At 52.6% G+C, this 18,173-nt stretch carries 18 protein-coding genes, 3 tRNA genes and 1 other RNA gene; all 22 read left to right on the top strand.

What is annotated here, in order from left to right; all coding sequences use genetic code 11:
- Nucleotides 1–811 (top strand): hypothetical protein (locus tag KOO63_00850; GenBank protein MBU8920382.1); only part of this gene is annotated, 811 nt, incomplete at its 5' end.
- The gene (locus KOO63_00845; GenBank protein ID MBU8920381.1) at nt 808–1,716 is read left to right on the top strand and encodes a 3-methyl-2-oxobutanoate dehydrogenase subunit beta; all 909 of its coding nucleotides are present in this window, start codon (nt 808–810) and stop codon (nt 1,714–1,716) included. The genes KOO63_00850 and KOO63_00845, both read left to right, overlap by 4 nt.
- Nucleotides 1,717–2,015: 299 nt before the next feature.
- On the top strand, nt 2,016–2,729 hold the full coding sequence (locus KOO63_00840; GenBank protein ID MBU8920380.1) for a hypothetical protein: 714 nt from the start codon (nt 2,016–2,018) through the stop codon (nt 2,727–2,729).
- On the top strand, nt 2,729–3,184 hold the full coding sequence (locus KOO63_00835) for a nucleoside deaminase (protein MBU8920379.1): 456 nt from the start codon (nt 2,729–2,731) through the stop codon (nt 3,182–3,184). Before KOO63_00840 ends, KOO63_00835 begins: the two co-directional genes overlap by 1 nt.
- 1 nt (nt 3,185) lies before the next feature.
- Nucleotides 3,186–3,276: transfer RNA gene (locus KOO63_00830), tRNA-Ser, on the top strand.
- Between the two features lie 37 nt (nt 3,277–3,313).
- Nucleotides 3,314–3,404: transfer RNA gene (locus KOO63_00825), tRNA-Ser, on the top strand.
- Nucleotides 3,405–3,422: 18 nt separating this feature from the next.
- Nucleotides 3,423–3,498, top strand: a tRNA-Ala gene (locus KOO63_00820).
- Nucleotides 3,499–3,513: 15 nt separating this feature from the next.
- Nucleotides 3,514–3,779: signal recognition particle sRNA large type (gene ffs / locus KOO63_00815), an RNA gene on the top strand.
- Nucleotides 3,780–3,808: 29 nt separating this feature from the next.
- Nucleotides 3,809–5,623 carry a DNA polymerase III subunit gamma/tau gene (dnaX, locus tag KOO63_00810; GenBank protein ID MBU8920378.1) on the top strand — a complete coding sequence of 605 codons (1,815 nt, stop codon included), beginning with the start codon at nt 3,809–3,811 and terminating at the stop codon, nt 5,621–5,623.
- A 15-nt stretch (nt 5,624–5,638) separates the two neighbouring features.
- A complete protein-coding gene (locus tag KOO63_00805) occupies nt 5,639–5,950 on the top strand; it encodes a YbaB/EbfC family nucleoid-associated protein (GenBank protein ID MBU8920377.1) in 312 nt (103 codons plus the stop codon).
- 98 nt (nt 5,951–6,048) lie between these two features.
- Entirely contained in the window at nt 6,049–6,648 is a 600-nt protein-coding gene (gene recR, locus KOO63_00800) for a recombination mediator RecR (GenBank protein ID MBU8920376.1), read from the top strand.
- Between the two features lie 45 nt (nt 6,649–6,693).
- On the top strand, nt 6,694–7,191 hold the full coding sequence (locus KOO63_00795) for a roadblock/LC7 domain-containing protein (protein MBU8920375.1): 498 nt from the start codon (nt 6,694–6,696) through the stop codon (nt 7,189–7,191).
- An 11-nt stretch (nt 7,192–7,202) separates the two neighbouring features.
- Entirely contained in the window at nt 7,203–7,781 is a 579-nt protein-coding gene (locus KOO63_00790) for a GTPase domain-containing protein (protein MBU8920374.1), read from the top strand.
- Nucleotides 7,782–7,935: 154 nt separating this feature from the next.
- Nucleotides 7,936–8,391: a phosphatidylglycerophosphatase A gene (locus KOO63_00785; protein MBU8920373.1), complete on the top strand. Its 456-nt coding sequence runs from the start codon at nt 7,936–7,938 to the stop codon at nt 8,389–8,391.
- Nucleotides 8,392–8,449: 58 nt separating this feature from the next.
- Entirely contained in the window at nt 8,450–9,682 is a 1,233-nt protein-coding gene (locus KOO63_00780) for a nicotinamide-nucleotide amidohydrolase family protein (protein ID MBU8920372.1), read from the top strand.
- Between the two features lie 13 nt (nt 9,683–9,695).
- Complete coding sequence (locus KOO63_00775; protein ID MBU8920371.1) at nt 9,696–10,766, top strand: YchF family ATPase; 1,071 nt, start codon at nt 9,696–9,698, stop codon at nt 10,764–10,766.
- 47 nt (nt 10,767–10,813) lie between these two features.
- Nucleotides 10,814–11,389: an RNA 2',3'-cyclic phosphodiesterase gene (thpR, locus tag KOO63_00770; GenBank protein ID MBU8920370.1), complete on the top strand. Its 576-nt coding sequence runs from the start codon at nt 10,814–10,816 to the stop codon at nt 11,387–11,389.
- Nucleotides 11,390–11,504: 115 nt separating this feature from the next.
- The gene (gene recA / locus KOO63_00765; protein ID MBU8920369.1) at nt 11,505–12,596 is read left to right on the top strand and encodes a recombinase RecA; all 1,092 of its coding nucleotides are present in this window, start codon (nt 11,505–11,507) and stop codon (nt 12,594–12,596) included.
- On the top strand, nt 12,593–13,285 hold the full coding sequence (locus KOO63_00760; GenBank protein MBU8920368.1) for a RecX family transcriptional regulator: 693 nt from the start codon (nt 12,593–12,595) through the stop codon (nt 13,283–13,285). Before recA ends, KOO63_00760 begins: the two co-directional genes overlap by 4 nt.
- Nucleotides 13,257–15,944, top strand: coding sequence for an alanine--tRNA ligase (gene alaS / locus KOO63_00755; protein MBU8920367.1), 2,688 nt, complete (start codon nt 13,257–13,259; stop codon nt 15,942–15,944). Before KOO63_00760 ends, alaS begins: the two co-directional genes overlap by 29 nt.
- Before the next feature lie 4 nt (nt 15,945–15,948).
- Nucleotides 15,949–17,430 (top strand): SLBB domain-containing protein, encoded by a 1,482-nt coding sequence (locus tag KOO63_00750; GenBank protein MBU8920366.1) that lies wholly within the window; start codon nt 15,949–15,951, stop codon nt 17,428–17,430.
- An 8-nt stretch (nt 17,431–17,438) separates the two neighbouring features.
- Nucleotides 17,439–18,029, top strand: a complete 591-nt coding sequence (locus KOO63_00745; GenBank protein ID MBU8920365.1) for an SIS domain-containing protein — start codon at nt 17,439–17,441, stop codon at nt 18,027–18,029.
- The last annotated feature ends 144 nt before the right edge of the window (nt 18,030–18,173 follow it).

The following is an 18,173-nucleotide window of genomic DNA, read 5'->3' as shown; positions in this document are numbered from 1 at the left end:
GATATGGACCGACCAGAACGATTCCCTGTCTCAGAGGGATGTCGGCTGGTTACAGATCTACTGCGAAAGCAACCAGGAAACACAGGATACGATCCCACAGGCTTTCAAGATCGCGGAAGAGTTGCAGATGCCTGTGATGATCGTGCTTGACGCTTTCTTCCTCTCGCACACATACGAGATAGTAGATATTATAAAGAAGGAAGATGTCCGCAAGTTCCTGCCCGAATACAAGCCCGATATAAAGATAGACACTAAAGACCCCCATTCGTTCGGTAACCTTGGTGCCCCTGATGTGTACATGGAGCTGCGATACATGATTCAGGAAGCGATGGAAAAGGGGATCGAAGTGGTCAAGAGGGTCGACAAGGAGTTCGAGGAGATATTTGGACGTGGATATGGACTCATCGAGCCGTACAAGTGTGATGACGCCGATACGATACTGGTCACTTCAGGTACCGTATCTTCGACTACAAGGGCTGTCATCGACCAGATGCGTGACGAAGGGATCAAGATCGGTTCGCTCAAGATAAGGGTGTTCCGCCCCTTCCCATTCGAAGAGGTCTTTGAAGTCCTCTCGAAAGCAAAGAAGGTCGCCGTGATCGACAGGAACATCTCCTTCGGTAATGGGGGCATCTTCTATCAGGAGATCAAGAGCGCCCTCTATGGAAGGACAGATATTCCGATAGTCGGGTACATCGCCGGACTCGGCGGGCGTGACATTACACCATCGGTCGTCAGGGAGATAGCTGACAAGGCTATCGGAGACGACAAGCCGGAAAGATATATTAACTGGATAGGGGTGAAGAAATGAAGCCAGCGACAATGCCATTGGAAGAGCTGATGGGGTCTGGCCACCTTGCCTGCCAGGGATGCGGTGCCACCCAAGCCATGCGTTTCGCGCTGAAAGTGTTGGGACCGGAGACAGCGCTGGTCATTCCCGCCTGCTGCTGGGCGGTCATCGACGGGACTTTTCCCCACTCCGCCGTAAATCTGCCCATTTATCATACGGCGTTTGAGACAGCGGCGGTAGTTGCTTCGGGCCTCAAGGCCGGACTGGAGATGCGGGGAGATACAGAGACCACTGTGATGGCCTGGGCCGGGGATGGCGGCACATTCGATATCGGCCTGCAGGCCCTGTCCGGAGCGGCCGAGAGGAACGACGATATAATATATGTCTGTTACGACAACGAGGCCTATATGAACACGGGTATCCAGAGAAGCTCGTCTACACCGGTAGGCGCATGGACGACTACCACACCTGTGACGAATTACAAGACGGAGCCGAAGAAGAACATGATCGACATCATGGCGGCGCATTCGATCCCATATATCGCCACTGCGTCGACCGCTTATCCTCATGACTTCATGGCAAAGGTTAAAAAAGCCAAGGGTATCAGGGGTACGAAGTATATCCAGATCTTTGCTCCCTGTCCGACAGGGTGGAAAATGGCGCCCGAACTTTCGGTCAAGAGCGCAAGGAATGCTGTGACTTCGAAGGTATATCCTCTGCTTGAGATCACTGAAAAAGGGCAGAAGCTCGAGGTCTGGAAGGATTTCGAACCTTCTTCCGTCAAAGATTATATGAAGTCACAGGGGAGATTCCGTCACCTGAAGGATGAAGACATCGACATGATCGAGAAGGATGTCGAAATGAAATGGCAGAGACTGATAGCAAAGGAAAAGATGCTGGCCTCGATACCAGGTCTGATAGAATAGAGAAGTCTCGGGTTTTTGAGAAAAAGGACAGCCAGGCCCTTGTGGTCAGGTTGTCCTTTTTGTTTCCATCAGGTCAAAACCAGAGCTGACAACTTCTTTATCATCTTCACCCTCCATCGCAAAGGTGACTTGCCTGTTTTTTGAATGTAATGTGCGTCTATCGAGATATCTCTCATTGTATTTTATAGTACAAAACACGCATTCCCAATAGATATTGACAACACTACGTTCGCGTTGTTATGTTTAAAAAGGCGGATTTCCGGACTGGAAAACCTGAATTACCTGAAAGGGAGAAGGTCATGAAAAGGTATGTTTTTGTTATTTCAGCAATACTTGTGTTGATCGGTGGATGCCAGCGTCAGCACCCTTCAGTGATCACAATCGATCCCGAATTCGATTCGGCAAAGGTCATGACCATCCTGGTCGTTCCGACGATAAGTTCAATAACACCGGGTGATGATCCGACGAGGCAGTCCGAGATCCTTGTGGACAGAAAAATCTGGGAATTCATTAGTGAAAGAGGCGACTATGTCTTCATATCGCCCAATACATTCAGGGGTGCCATCGGCAGAGCCGGACTCAGCACTTCGATCGGGAAATTCAGACTGAACTGGATGGAAAACAAAACGATAAGTGACGAGTTCAGGGAAGCGATCCTGTCTCTGAATCCTGATATGATACTTATCTCTGAAGTATATCTCTGGAACAAGGACGAGGCAGACTATCGGGAAAGCGCTACAGCATCGGCCACTCAGGTGGGCATGACTTTATCGATGGTAGCCCCGGGTTCAGGCCGGATCATGTGGGAAGCAACTGACGAGAATTACAAGGAAGCTATACGTACCGAGGGAGACCGTATACAAAATTCCACGGGTGGATTCGACAGGAGAATAGCCGGCAGGACCGCTTCAGGCAAGGATGTATTCTCGGCGCCTCCATTCGAGGACGTCCTGGTTCTTGTGATAGAAGCTCTCGTGAAAGCGATCCCGGAGAAGGTCGCAACGGGGCAGTGATGGATGACAGGATGATGGGTGAGGCCCTGAAGGAGGCCAGGACAGGTCTTGAGCAGGGTGAAGTACCTATCGGTGCTGTCGTTGTTCTCAATGGCCGGATTATCGGCAGGGGGCATAACGAGGTCGAGACGAGGTCTCTGGTATCTGCCCATGCAGAGATGCTTGCTCTTGGGGAGGCCTCAACAGCGGTGGGTGACTGGCGGCTCGATGGCGCGACGGTCTACGTAACAGTGGAACCCTGTCACATGTGCCTCGGAGCCCTTTTTCTTTCCAGAGTCGAAAGGGTAGTGTTCGCCGCGAATCAACCGAGAAGCGGCGCCTGTGTCTCTGTGGACGACCTCGGGCATAGAGGTCTGTACGGTCATGATATAGAAATAACCGGGGGAGTGATGAAAGAGGAATCTCTTTTGCTTCTTCGAGAGTTTTTTACTAGATTAAGGAACGAAGAAATTTAACGGAGAGATGCGAGAGCTGGCTTAATCGGCACGATTGGAAATCGTGTGTGGGGGTGACTCCACCGAGGGTTCGAATCCCTCTCTCTCCGCCATGATTCAGGCCGATGTGTCGGTCTGCTTAAAAGTTGCGGAGAGATGCCAGAGCTGGTTGAATGGGACGGTCTCGAAAACCGTTGAGCGGGTAACCGCTCCGTGGGTTCGAATCCCACTCTCTCCGCCATTGAAAATCGATAGGGGTGGGGATGTAGCTCAGTTGGGAGAGCATCTCGTTCGCAACGAGGGGGTCGTCGGTTCGATTCCGATCATCTCCACCATTATCCTTTATGAGATCGTGCTAGGCGGGGAACTAGCGGTGCCCTGCACCCGCAATCCGCTATAGCGGGGCTGAATTCCCGGTTGAGGGATTGTGGCTCCCGTGCGATCGGTGGCGGGAAGTGGCGTTGATAACCAGGACCCGCGCAACGAGAACCTGTCAACCCCGTCAGGACCGGAAGGTAGCAGCGGTAAACAGTCAATCTTGTGTGCCGCGGACCTGCCTGGCAGGAGCTAACCCCGTCACAAGAGCCGGGGATGCATTTCGATTCCGGGTGCACGGTCTCAATTATTCGAAGAGGTGTCCGGGCGATGACTTATCTCGTACTTGCAAGAAAATGGCGCCCCAGGACCTTCACGGACGTGATCGGTCAGGATCATGTTACGCTCACTCTGAAAAAAGCTGTTGAAAAGGACAGGCTGGCTCATGCCTATCTTTTCTCGGGACCCCGTGGATGTGGAAAGACATCGACCGCCAGGCTTCTCGCAAAGGTGATAAACTGCGAGGACAGGCAGGGGAGTGAACCCTGTGACAAATGTCCGTCCTGCACGGCCGTCAATGAGGGAACCCATCTCGATATGATAGAGATCGACGGTGCTTCGAACCGTGGCATCGACGAGATAAGGGACCTCCGGGAGAAGATCGGGTATGCATCTTCGCAGAGCGCGTCGAAAATATATATCATCGACGAGGTCCATATGCTTACACCGCAGGCATTCAATGCTCTGCTCAAGACTCTCGAGGAGCCTCCACCGCACGTCTACCTGATATTCGCGACGACCGAACCGCACAAGGTCCCGGCCACGATACTGTCGAGATGCCAGAGGTTCAATTTCAAGAGGCTCGAGCTATCCGAACTGTCTGGTCAGCTTGAAATGATATGCGAAGCGGAAAAAATAGACTTTGACCCCGAATCTCTCATGATGATATCGCGTCGCGCGGACGGGAGTATGCGTGACGTTGAGAGTCTGCTGGACCAGTGTATCTCAGCCTCGGATGGCAAAATAGATCTGGAGACCGTGCGAGGTGTTCTCGGACTGGTCGATTCCAGGACTATCCAGTCTCTTCTCGACGCTGTGGCGACGAGAGACAGGAAAGGAGCCCTGGCGATAGTCGATTCCGTAGTATCGTCGGGTATGGATATAGAGGAATTCTTCCTCGCCTATCTGGAGGGGATCAGAAATCTTCTCGTTCTCAGTGTAAGTGGGCCGGGTGAGACGCGTGCGCTGGATCTTACCAGTACAGAAATGGAACAGCTCAGCAGGACCGTTTCGGCCTTCAACACCGAAGACCTCCTGATGCTTTTCAGGCAGGGAGCAAGGGCATACCGGGAACTCAAGGGAGCGAGCCATCCGAGATATCATCTCGAAGCGTCCGTGACCGAGGCAGCTTCCTGGGAGAGTGCTGTGGAACTTTCAGAGCTGCTTGGCAGGCTGGATGGCGGAAGTAGAGGTTCAGGATCCGGTGATGGAGCAAAAGTCCCGGGCGGGCCTTCTCAGAGAAAAACCGCCCCACCTTCGCGGGAAGAAGGACGATCTACCGCTTCGGAGATACCGGGGCCACCATCAGGGAGCGCTTCTATAGACCGTATATCGTCCGCAGAACGTTCATCGGTTGCGGATGATAATGTGGATTCTTCGGACATCTCCACACCAAAAAAGAAATATGCCCGTCTCGATGAAAACAGCTGTGGATCGCAGGAACATGACAACCCCGCGCTTTCCAGACTTGGTGGTCCGGAGCAATGGGAGAGGTTCCTGGCCCAGGTCAGAGAGGCAAAACTGACTCTGGGGATCTGGCTCATGTCTGCCCGGGTCTCGGGATTGGACGGGGACCGCCTCAGCCTCTCTTTCAGTCCGCAGAACCGTTTTGCCTGCGAAATGATAAGAGAAGAAAAGAACAAGAGATATATCGAATCTCAGCTCGAGAGGTTTTTTGGCAGAAAATATTTCGTTATTACAGGGGAACCGGTAAAAAACGGTGCTGTTGATGGGGCCGGATCAGGTAAAACAAAATCGGGTAAGGATGCTTCCAGGCAGAATAACAGACTCGAAGAGCTTGTGCAGGACGCTCCGATCGTAAAGCGTCTCATAGAAGAATTCGATGGAGAACTATTCAAGGACTGACAGGAGGACCGGGGAATGAAGGATATCGGTAAGTTGCTCAAACAGGCTCAGCAGATGCAGACCAAGATGGCGGAGATGCAGGCTAAACTCGCCGAGAGGACCGTTGAATCCTCTTCGGGTGGGGGAATGGTCAAGATAGTGATGAACGGACAACATGAGATCATTTCTGTGAATATAGATCCGGAAGTAGTCGATCCTGCGGATGTCGAGATGCTGGAAGAACTTGTGGCTGCCGCAGTCAACGAGGCCAGGTCGAAAGTAGATGAGATGGTTAAGGGCGAGATGAGTTCGCTTACAGGTGGATTACCTATCCCCGGCCTCTTCTGACGATTCCGCGCTCCAAAGCTTACTGCAGCAGTTACCCCTTATTAACCCTGTTTCGGCACAATGAGGCAAGATTCTTGCTTAAAACAAGGGAGATAGTGATGAAACATGAGCTTCCCCTGCTCCAGGCACTGATCGATCATTTCAGGAAACTGCCCGGAGTAGGAGAGAAAACGGCTCGCAGACTTGTGTTTGCGGTTCTCGACATGGAAGATGGAGAGGTAAGGGATTTTGCCGAAACACTTCAGCAGGTCAAAGAGAATATCGGATTTTGCAAAAGATGCGGAAACTATGCAGAAAGCGAAATCTGCGGTATCTGCTCCGACAAGGCAAGAGCGGAGGGCCTGTTATGCGTCGTTGAACGGCCATCCGACATTTACATTCTTGAAGGATCGGGAAATTTCAGGGGCCGCTACCATGTTTTACACGGAGTTCTTTCACCACTTGATGGAGTCGGACCGGAAGATCTGAATCTCGACTCCCTGAAGACGAGGGTGGATGAGGAAGGTATCACAGAGTTGATAATCGCGACGAATCCAAGTATCGAAGGCGATACGACGTCGCTCTACATATCGAAGATGTTCAGTGGTGAGGGAGTGAGGGTGACGAGACCGGCGAGGGGAATACCTCTCGGAAGTTCACTCGAGTTTGTCGACCGGGGAACGATATCAAAAGCTCTGGAAAGCAGAGAAGAGATCTAGAAAGTCGACAGGAAATCCTGAAGGCAAGGGAAAGCGAGTCAGAAAATGGTCAGAACAAACTGGAAGGTATTTGAAGAGGATTACTGGGCGATCAATACTACCATCCAGGAGCTGTTGAAGAACTCCAACGCGACGAGCGTTATCCTCCTCGATAAGACCGGGCAGTTGATTGCCAGTGTGGGAGAGGAGCCTCAGTTCGATATGTACAGTTTTGCGTCTCTCTGTGCCGCGGATTTCGAAGCGAACGCGCAATTGGCGAAACTGATCGGCGAAAAGGATTTTTCTACCCTCTATCACCAGGGCAGTAATGAAAGTATGTATCTGGCCCGGGTCGAGAAAGATATTATCCTTGTCGTCCTGTTCGACAAGAAAACGACACTTGGCCTCGTACGTCTCCGGACGAAGAAAGCCGTGGACAACCTTTCTTCGGTCATCAGGGGACTTTACGATAAACTTGAATATGAGAATGAAGAATATTCAGAGTTCAATGAGGAGTTTGCGGCAGAAGCCGAACTCGAAATAGACAGTCTGTTCTCGGATTAGGGGGATGTAAGTTGTCGCTTATCAATTATTCGTCACGGGAAATCAACGTCAAGATAGTCTACTATGGCCCGGGGCTCTGTGGGAAGACGACCAACATCCAGTATATCTATGACAAGGTCTCCCCCGACACGAAGGGCAAGCTGATCACACTGGCCACAGAGATGGACAGGACTCTGTTTTTCGATTTTCTACCTCTCGAGCTTGGCACGGTCAAGGGTTTCAAGACTCGTTTCCATCTTTATACGGTTCCCGGACAGGTATATTACGACGCAAGCCGTAAACTGATCCTGAGGGGAGTCGACGGAGTGGTGTTCGTCGCGGATTCACAGAACAGCAGGTATGACGCAAACATCGAGAGTCTGTACAATCTCCATGAGAATCTCGCGGAATACAACTTAAAGCTGGATGAACTGCCATACGCCATCCAGTACAACAAGAGAGACCTTCCCGATGCGCTCGAAGTGCCTGAACTCGAGGATGAGCTCAATCCCAAGCACTACCCGTCGTTCGAGGCCGTCGCGGTCAAGGGCCCGGGTGTGTTCGATACGCTCAAGGCTGTCGCGAAAGGTGTTTTGCGCAATCTTTCATGATGTCGGCCTGTCCGGGCAACAGTTTTCCAGATAAATCACAAAAGCGAAGTGAGACTGCTGGGTTCTGTCCTGTCGACCGCGGCAGGGTATAAAAGTCCTTGCTGCAGTGACACTGTACGGTTATCCTCTTCTGAGCTTATTCGAAGGAGAAGCATTGAAGAGATTTCTCATAACTTTATTTGGTTCGTTTTTCTATACAGGGTTTTTTCCCATCGCACCTGCCACCTTTGCATGCATGGTCTGGCTTCTGGTCTGGCTGTTTGTGCCTGGAGGCGGTTATCTCACTCATCCGTTGGCGCTTGTGGTGACGGTCCCTTTCGCAATATGGTTTGCTTTTGTCATGGAGGGATATTATGGCAAGGATGCTTCGAAGATAGTCATCGACGAGGTGGTCGGGATGCAGGTGACGCTCTTTATGATACAGCCTGACTGGAAGGTCGGGGTCGCCGGCTTTTTCCTGTTCCGGTTTTTCGATATCGCCAAGCCCTTCCCCGTAGGACGGGCCGAGAGGCTCCGTGGAGGTTATGGAGTGGTGATAGACGATTTTCTTGCCGGCATCTATTCCTTCATTGCTCTCTATCTGCTGATGCGTTTCACGAGCCTTATATGATCATTGATCCAGAGCCTCGCAACATAACGCCCCCCTTGCCTGAAATGGAGATCCAGTGATGAGAATAGAGATAATCACTGTCGGCGACGAAGTACTCAGGGCGGAGACCCGTAAGGACAACGCGCGTCTTCTGTCAGGGATACTTACCGGTATCGGGATGGAGCCGTCAAGGATAACAGTCATTCCCGACGATCTCGAGATCATCTCGATGGAGATGGACGCGGCTCTGGCGAGAAGTGAAGTCGCGATCGTCACAGGGGGACTCGGCCCGACCGTAGACGACAAGACAAGGCAGGCGGCTATATTGGCGCTTGGAGGAGAAGTCGAACGAAGAGAAGACCTTGTCGAAGGTATCGAGGCCCGGTTCTGCAAGTTCGGCAGAGAGATGCCGGAGGGATACAGGGATCTGGCCAATATTCCCCTGGGAGCAGAGATCTTTCCAAACCGGATCGGAGCCGCTTATGGGCTGGTAGTTAAAAAAGACGGCAGTAGTCTGTTTTTACTTCCCGGAGTGCCCGCCGAGATGGAGGCGATCTTCAGGGAATCGATCCTGCCGAGACTTGAAATCGCAGGGGTAAGAGGAAGGGAAACACTAAGAATTTACGGCATGATGGAGACCGGGGCCGAGGAGATCCTGCGCGGTGTCCTCGATGCTGACAGGATGGATGATGTATCGATCATCGCGGGTCCTGCCGGGATAGCTGTTCACATATGGAAGGATCTTGTATCTGAAGACGAGATGAACAGGTTGCGGGGTCTCTTTGGAAGTTATATATATACAGCCGATGATTTGAGCATGGAGCAGGTCGTGGTCGATAGACTTCTTTCCATGGAGAGGAGCATCGCCACGGCGGAATCCCTTACGGGAGGGCTGCTCGCTTCGGCGATCGTCTCTGTGCCCGGAGCCAGCGAATCCTTTATGGAGGGGTTCATAACGTACAGTAACGAGGCGAAGGCTGAAAGGCTCGGCGTTGACATGGGACTGATACGGAGTGTCGGCGCTGTCAGTATGGAGGTCTGTGTCGCGATGGCCGATGGTGCGAGACAGAGGACCGGCGTCGATCTGGCCCTTTCTACTACGGGGATCGCCGGGCCCGGCGGCGGATCGGTTGAAAAACCTGTCGGTCTTGTATATACAGGATTAAGCACTCCGGAAGGCACCTTCTGCAGAAAGATGCACCTGCCGGGTGAAAGGCAACAGGTGAGGTTGAGAACGGTTTACCAGGCCCTCGATCTGTTGAGGCTTTTTCTGGTGAAAGAATATGAAAGGCTTGGGCCTCTCAAGGTATAACAGGAGATTCAGGATGATAGTAGCGTTCACGGGATTGCAGCAATCGGGAAAAACTACACTTTTCTCCGCGGTAAGCGGAAAAGAACCGTCACCCGGAAAACAGGGTTCGGTCGATGAGGCTGTCGTTTCAGTACCGGATCCAAGGTTCAAATGGCTTGTCGATTATTACGATCCGCAGAAGGTAACAAACGCAACGATCGAATGTCTCGATCTTCCGGGGATAGATCCCCTGACATCCGAGGGACTCGCGATGTCGCGAAGGATACTTGGAGCCGCTCGAAAGGCCGACATGCTAGCACTAGTCATAAGAGCTTTTGACAGGGACGACGGTGGAGATCAAGATAAAAAGAAAGGCCCTTTACGGGATCTGGAGATCCTCAGGGGCGAACTTCTGCTCGCCGATCTGGAATTGGTTACTACCAGGATTGAAAGGCTGATGAAGGAAGTGAAAAAGCCATCGAAGTTTCAGCAGGAGAGAAAGGCGGAGCTTGAGGTCCAGGTAAAGCTGCAGGAGGTCCTCGAAGACGATCGATCCGCTTCAGATGCGGATCTTTCCGAAAACGAACTGGACATTGTCAGGTCACTGGGCCTTTTGACCATGAAACCGGTCATTGCAGTATTCAATACGGATGATAACAGGCTCGGGATCGATGCATCGGAAATATGTGGAGGCGATTGCCCGGTCACTTCGATCGCAATCTGCGCGGAGATAGAGAAAGAACTGCCCGGCCTCGACGATGAAAGCCGGAAGGAGTTCATGAACGAACTGGGACTCGAGAAGAGTGCGGCCGACTTGTTTGTCAGGACCTGCTATACCGCAATGGGATTGATCAGTTTTCTGACCGTCGGAGAAGATGAGGTCCGGGCCTGGCCTGTCAAAAAGGGCACTCCAGCCCTTGAGGCGGCCGGAAAGATCCACAGCGACATAAAACGTGGATTCATAAGGGCCGAGACGATGTCGTACGGTGAATTGCGCGAGTTCGGTGATGAGAAAGCCCTTCGAGCTGCTGGCAAGGCCCGCCTGGAGGGCAAGGAATATGTGGTCAGAGACGGAGATATCATCTCCTTTCGTTTCAATGTCTGAGGGATCAGGTCTTTGGACACTGTTCCTTTCCCGGCTGGAGGCGGACGATGAGACTTTTCTTCGCGGTACCTGTTCCCGGCACAATAAAGAGGGCTGTTATTGCCTCCATTGAATCGTCCGGGCTTGTTTCCGCACCATGGAGATGGGTCAGTGCCGACAATTTTCATATAACTCTTAAATTTCTCGGAGAGACTGATCCAGTCCTTATTAAGCCGCTTGTAGCGGCAGGACACAGCGTCGCGGAGATGTTTTCATCTTTCGGGACCGTCTATTCCCGGTTCGGCGCTTTCCCGGGCCTGAACAGGCCCAGAGTGCTTTTTTACGGTATGGATGCGGGAGCCGGGGAGATGGCTTCTCTTGCTTCGGCGGTCGACAGAGCTGTAGAGTATCTGGGATTCGAAAGGGAAAAAAGGCCTTTCAAGCCACATCTCACGATTGCCAGGGTCAAGACCGGGTTAGATCCGCGGGTAAGGGGCCTTCTCCAGGACTTTGCCGATCTGCCTGAAGGTACGTCGGGTGTTGTCGACTCTTTTCTGCTGATTCGCAGCATACTGGGGCGAGGTGGCGCGGAATACGAAGAGATCGCGCGTTTTGACCTTTCGTCCGGCCGTGGACAGCCCTGACCATCTACGGAATTGAATTTCATTGAATTAAATTCGGCCTGATGGTATAAAGGCACATTGACCGGCACACGGTTGCGGGGTAGGGGAAGATAAATCAGCAGCTGTTAATCGGGGGATGAAGTGGAGGCCGAAGTTGAAGAAGTCGAAAGAGAAAACGGAAAAAAAAGCTGTGAAGGTGGCGGAAGACAGGGATAAGGCTATCGAACTAGCTGTCGACCAGATAGAGAAACAGTTCGGGCGTGGTTCGATAATGAGGCTCGGCGAAGAGGGTGCTCATCAGAAGATCGAGGCCATTCCAACGGGGAGCCTAGCTCTCGATATCGCTCTTGGAATCGGTGGCGTGCCCAGAGGCCGGATAATAGAGATCTATGGGCCGGAGGGTTCGGGAAAGACGACGCTGACAAGTTCTATCGTCGCAAACGTTCAGAAAATGGGGGGAGTAGCAGCATTTATCGACGCAGAGCATGCTCTCGATATCGGATATACAAGGAAGATAGGTGTGGATGTCGATAATATGCTCATATCACAGCCGGATACTGGCGAACAGGCGCTCGAGATAGCTGAGGTCCTGATAAGAAGCGGCGCCATAGATGTCGTTGTGATAGATTCGGTCGCCGCGCTGGTACCGTCGGCCGAGATCGAGGGGCAGATGGGTGATACTCACGTCGGGTTGCAGGCCAGGCTGATGTCACAGGCTCTGCGCAAGATAGCAGGGGCCGTGGCGAAGTCGAGGACGTGCATGATCTTCACGAACCAGATACGTATGAAGATAGGAGTGCTCTTCGGTAACCCGGAGACGACCCCAGGTGGAAACGCCCTGAAGTTCTATTCCACGGTCAGAATGGATATCAGGCGGATCGGGCAGATCAAGGACCGGGATTCCGTCATCGGCAACCAGACGAGAGTGAAGGTCGTAAAGAACAAGGTCGCGGCTCCATTCAGGCAGGCGGAGTTCGAGATCCTCTACAACGAGGGTATCAGTTTCGAAGGAGACCTGATTGAGCTGGGGGCGAATTCGGGTATCGTGACAAAGATGGGCAGCTGGTATTCATATGGCGACACGAGGCTCGGGCAGGGTAAGGATAATACAAGGATATTCCTCAAGGAAAATACAGATATCCGCGACTCGATAGAGAAGGAAGTCAAGGCGCATTACGGTATCGGACAGGCTGTGGCCCCGGAGCCGGAGGGTGAAAAGAAAGAGTGACATCCGAGGTAGTACCGGCAGAGGAAGTAGCATCTGTCAAAAGGAAGTCAGGTAGACTCAGAAAGATAATCACGACAGGCGAGAGGACTTTTCTATTGTTGGACAAGACTCCCGCCGCGCGGTTTCTGGAAGAGGGGCTTGCACTTTCTCCTGACGATATCGAAGAACTCGAGGGGACTGCGGCGATGGAAGCCGGCCTTGTGTTCGCCTGCGGCTTTCTCGCCAGGAGGGAACGGAGCGAGAAACAGGTCCGGAAAGCTCTTCGGGATGAAGGCCTGGAAAATCCTGAAGTAATTGACTATATTGTCGATACGCTTCGTCAGAAGGGCTATCTGGACGACCGCAGGTTCGCTTCAGAGCTTTCGGGATACCTGACAGGATTCCGTGGTGCAGGGCCCGGACTGGTTCGGATGAGACTGGCGGAGGCCGGCATTTCTTCCGGGATAATCGATGATGTCGTCGATAATGCTTTTTCCGGGGAAGAGGAAAAACGGGTCGCGCTCAAGCTGGCTGAAGACAGAGTCTCGAGGATGCGGGAGACTGATTTACGCAGGGTCGCGTCCAGAGTGCGGGGATATCTTCTGAGAAGGGGATACAGCGGCGCGATCGTATCAGATATATGTTGTGATATTCTAAGAGGTGGATTTTCCGGAGAGCAGGATGAACCCAGATATACGGACAGCAGATGATATAAGAAAAGCCTACGTGGATTTCTTTCTGGCAAAAGGGCATACAGAAGTGCCGAGCGCGCCCCTTGTGCCGAAGAACGATCCCACACTTCTCTTTAATTCAGCTGGAATGGTCCAGTTCAAGGACTTTTATCTACAGCCGGAAAACCTGCCATACACAAGGGCTGTCAGTGTTCAGAAATGCCTGAGGGCCGGAGATCTCGAGAATATCGGAAAGACTCTGCGCCATCATACCTTGTTCGAGATGCTGGGCAACTTCAGCTTCGGCGACTATTTCAAAAAGGAAGCTATCGCATGGGCCTGGGAATTTGTGATGGATGTCCTCCAGTTGCCGAAGGACAGGCTGTACGTCAGTATCTACCGGGAAGATGATGAAGCTTTCGAGATATGGAACAGGGACGTGGGAGTCGAGGCTGAGAAGATAGTGAGGCTGGGGAAGAAGGATAACTTCTGGGGACCGGTCGGGGCGACAGGTGTATGCGGCCCCTGCTCCGAGATATATTACGATGCCGGGGAAGAGAAGAGTTGCGGTGAGCCGGGATGCGCTCCCGGGTGCGACTGCGACAGGTACCTCGAATTCTGGAACCTCGTTTTCCCACAGTACTTTCTTGATGAGAACGGTGAATACAGGCCGCTCGACAAGCCCGGGATAGATACGGGAGCCGGCCTTGAACGCATCGCGATGATCATGCAGGGTGTGGATGACAATTTTCATACAGATGTGTTCTCCCCGATCATAGATGCCGTGATCGCCGGTCTGCCGGAAGGGACAAGTATCGGCCACGCCGAGCGGATGGATATCAATATGATCGCGGATCATGCCCGTGCGCTTACCTTTACATTGTCGGAGGGTATCTATCCGTCGAACGAGGGGCGCGGATATCTTCTCAGGCGTATTCTGAGGAGGGCACTCACACGGCTTCATATGTTCGGTATCGACAGTCCGTTTCTGACAGGCCTGGTGAGCGTCGTGGCGGAAGTGATGCGTGATGCATATCCTGAACTGGAGCGCCGCCGTGCCGATGTAGAGAGAATAGTCCGTTCCGAGGAGGAGAGTTTTTTCAGGACTCTCGAAGATGGAAAAAGCAGATTCGAATCGATACTGGCCACGGTAAGGGAGGGAGGCGGAAACGTCATAGGAGGAGAAAAAGCTTTCATACTCTATGATACATTCGGGTTTCCCCTGGAACTGACTACAGCCCTGGCCGGAAAAGAAGGTTTCTCTGTAGATGAGAAAGGTTTCGAAGAAGCGATGGAGCTTCAGCGAAAGCGCGCCCAGGAGAGCAGCAGCTTTGTGACGGGCGGGACAGGGATCATCAATATGATTTCAGTGACGGAAGGTGAAAGTTCCGTTTTCAGCGGATATGACGGTTTGACCGGGGAAGGGATTCTCAGGAGTTACAGGGTCACAGACAGGGATGAGAGGAAAGACGTGAACTGGGACGATCGGTCAGGTAGCGCACTCGAACTTGTTTTCGACAAGACTCCTTTCTACGCGACCTCCGGTGGGCAGATGGCCGACAGGGGAAAGGTAAAGATAGCGGGTATTCAGATGATGGTCCGTGACGTGTTCAAGCGAGGGGGCGACACAGTGCACCTCGTCGAGCCCGAAGATCCATCCCCTGATCTGGAAATGCTGACAGCTGAAGGTGAACGCGCCCTTCTCGAAGTCGACAGCGAATGGCGGCTGGCCATAGCCAGTAATCATACAGCCACCCACCTGCTCCACGCAGCACTGCGCCAGGTCGTGGGCGAACATGTCGCGCAGGCTGGTTCGATGGTGGACGGGGAACGCCTCAGGTTCGATTTTAATCATTTCCAGGCTGTCAGCGTTGAAGAGAAGAGAGAGATAGAAGACCTGGTAAATGGCTGGGTAAGAGATCTGCTTTCGGTCAATACGGAATTGATGGACTACCAGGCTGCTGTAAAGTCGGGGGCTATTGCGATCTTCGACGAGAAATACGGTGCAAAAGTCAGGGTAGTCAGTACTGGTAAGGTCTCGACTGAGTTATGCGGCGGGACGCATCTGGATAACAGTGGCAGAATCGGGTTCTTTGTGATAATCGCCGAGGGCAGCGTCGCCGCTGGAGTAAGAAGGATCGAAGCGATGACCGGGGCGGCCGCCCTTGAATTCATCCATGGCAGGATGGATGAAGAGGAAAAAACGGCAGGACTCCTCAACGCCCGTCCAGCAGAGCTTCCGGCCAGGATCACCTCTCTTCTCGGTGAGATAGAGAATATGAAAAAGACGATAAAGGAACTTGAAAAGGGAGAGGCTGGTGGAGGGTTTGACGCTATACTGAAAAAAGCAGTCGATGTGGGAGGGGTGAAGGTCGTCGCGGGACGCATACCGGTGCAGGATCCCGGACGTCTTCGGGCCCAGGCCGATGTTTTCAGGGAGAGGGTGGCTTCTGGAGTAGCCGTTTTCTCTGCTCCATCAAAAGGCAAGATGCATTATGTAGTCGCCGTAACAGATGATCTTCTTAAAACCGGGGTGCAGGCCGACCTCCTTGTAAAGGAACTGGGTGAGATCGCTGGAGGAGGAGGAGGAGGAAAGAAACATCTGGCACAATTGGGCACGAAGGATCTCGAGAGCGAGAAGAAGGTTTTCGACGCCCTTCCTGACATTCTGGGAAGGCTTTTGTCCGAACGGGGTTGATGAAATGAAATTATTCAAGGAATCGATTTTCCTTCTGTTATTCGTCTGCGTTCTGGTCAGCGGCAGTGCTGCAATCGCACAGTCAGCGAGAGGAACCCTGATAGATGGAGCCCTCTCCGAGAGTGATGCCGTTCGGAAGACCGCCGAGAAGGAGCAGACAGGAAGTATTATGTATTCGGGCCTGGAGCATCCCCGGCTCGAGCAGGCTGTAGACCCCGATGAGTATATACTGGGCCCATACGACCGTCTTCTTGTAAACATCACAGGTCCGGAGCCCAGAGCTATTCAACTTGTCGTTCTTCCCGAAGGGTATGTGTTTTTCCCCGGAGTAGGCGGGATTTATGCCGACGGGTTGACTATGACCAGATTCAGGGAAGTCCTTTCAGAAAAGATCGACATGTATTTCAAGAATATCGAGGTGAGCTGCTATCTGCAGCAACCCAGGGTATTCAAAGTCTATGTGACCGGCGAGGTCGCCGTCCCGGGGGCGGTGGAAGTGACCGCTGTGCAGAGAGTGTCGGACGCGATCGAACTGGCAGGCAGCATCAATTCGAAGGGTTCCAACCGGAGAGTGCAGCTCTGTCGCGGAGAGGACACGTTGAGCGTCGACATCCTCAAATTCGTTCTCGAAGGTGATTTCTCAAGGAATCCTGTCCTGTCAAACGGGGACAGGATACATGTGCCGGTGGCAGACCTCCATACGGTCGTGCGTGGAAGTGTGAACAGGTCCGCAGTATACGAGATGCTTCCCGAAGAGACAGTCCTTGATATTATCCGGCTGGCCGGCGGATTTTCGGGGGAAGCATTCTCAGACACGATACTTCTGAGCAGGGTGGAGGATGACGGTTCGGTACTGACGGGGCCTGTGGCCAGATCGGAATTCGGCAAGATAGTCCTGAGAGACAGGGACGAGATAAATGTGATGGACGGAATGACAGGGACCAGCAGAGTGTATGTCTTTGGCGCGACGCGGAAGACGGGGCATTACTATATCACCGAGGGAGAAGGGTTGACGGATCTTCTCGCCAGGGTGGGGCAGTTTCAGCCGGATGTCGACTTCAGCGCCGCTTCGATAGAACGGAAGAACGGGGAGATAATCAGACTCGATCTAAGGGATTATATACCTCCGATTCAGACGAGGGAGTTGTCGCTCAAAGATGGCGATATGCTTCATATCCCTGCTATCAGCAAGACGGTAGCTGTGGGGGGGGAAGTGCAATTGCCGGGGAAGTTTATGTATGAGGGAGACTGGACCGTTGCCCAGTATGTGGGACTCGCGGGAGGCCCGACCGAGAACGGAAGTATCAACAGAGTCGTTATATATTCGCCTGACGGACATGAAAGAAAAGGTGATGGCCAGACGCGCCCGAACCGCGGTGATGTGATAATCGTGAAGAGGTCCAAATCGAGGGTCTTCGGGTCGATTTTCAGTTCTTTTGTGACGATGGGGACCGTTATCCTTTCGATCATTGTTTTAACGAAATAGGAAGATAGATGGACAGAGATGATTATACAGGACAGGTCAGGACTGAGCTGGACGCGTTGAAGAAGGTCCTGGAGAGACTTCCATCCGATGAGATCGAAAAGATCGTCGGGATGGCGGAGATAATGGCTGCCGCGATCAGGCGGGGGAACGTAATATTCACATGCGGCAACGGTGGAAGCGCGGCCGATGCTCAACATATCGCAGGGGAACTGGTCGGCAGGTTCCGCAGGAAAAAGATCAAAGGGTACAAGTCGTTCGCTCTTACAGTCAATTCTTCGGTCGTCACGGCTCTCGCAAATGATTTTTCGTACGATGAAGTCTTTTCGAAACAGCTCGAGAGCCTGGGAAACGAAGGAGATGTCCTGCTGGCCCTTTCGACAAGCGGCAACTCTCCCAACATGTTGAGGGCCCTCGAAATGTCCTCAGATCTCGGTATGACCTCCCTTGCATTTACCGGAGTGGATGGTGGGCGGATGGCCGGTACAGCCGAAGTCTGTCTGATCGTTCCGGACGATGATTTTGCCAGGATACAGGAGGTCCATATGACAATGGGACATATACTCTGTGGACTGGTAGAAGAAATGGTCGTCAACGGCTGATCTCAACCCCTTCCTATTTCGAGAGCTGGTTTGATGATCGAGCGTCTGAAAGAAGAATATCTCCCCCGGGTGACCGAGGTTTTTATAATTATTTTCGTAGCAGGGACTGTTTTCTCCATTGCAGTAACACAGACAGCCCTCGGA

The organism is Candidatus Latescibacterota bacterium, from assembly GCA_019038625.1.
GTDB lineage: Bacteria > Krumholzibacteriota > Krumholzibacteriia > Krumholzibacteriales > Krumholzibacteriaceae > JAGLYV01.
This window is presented reverse-complemented; position numbering and strand designations above follow the sequence as displayed.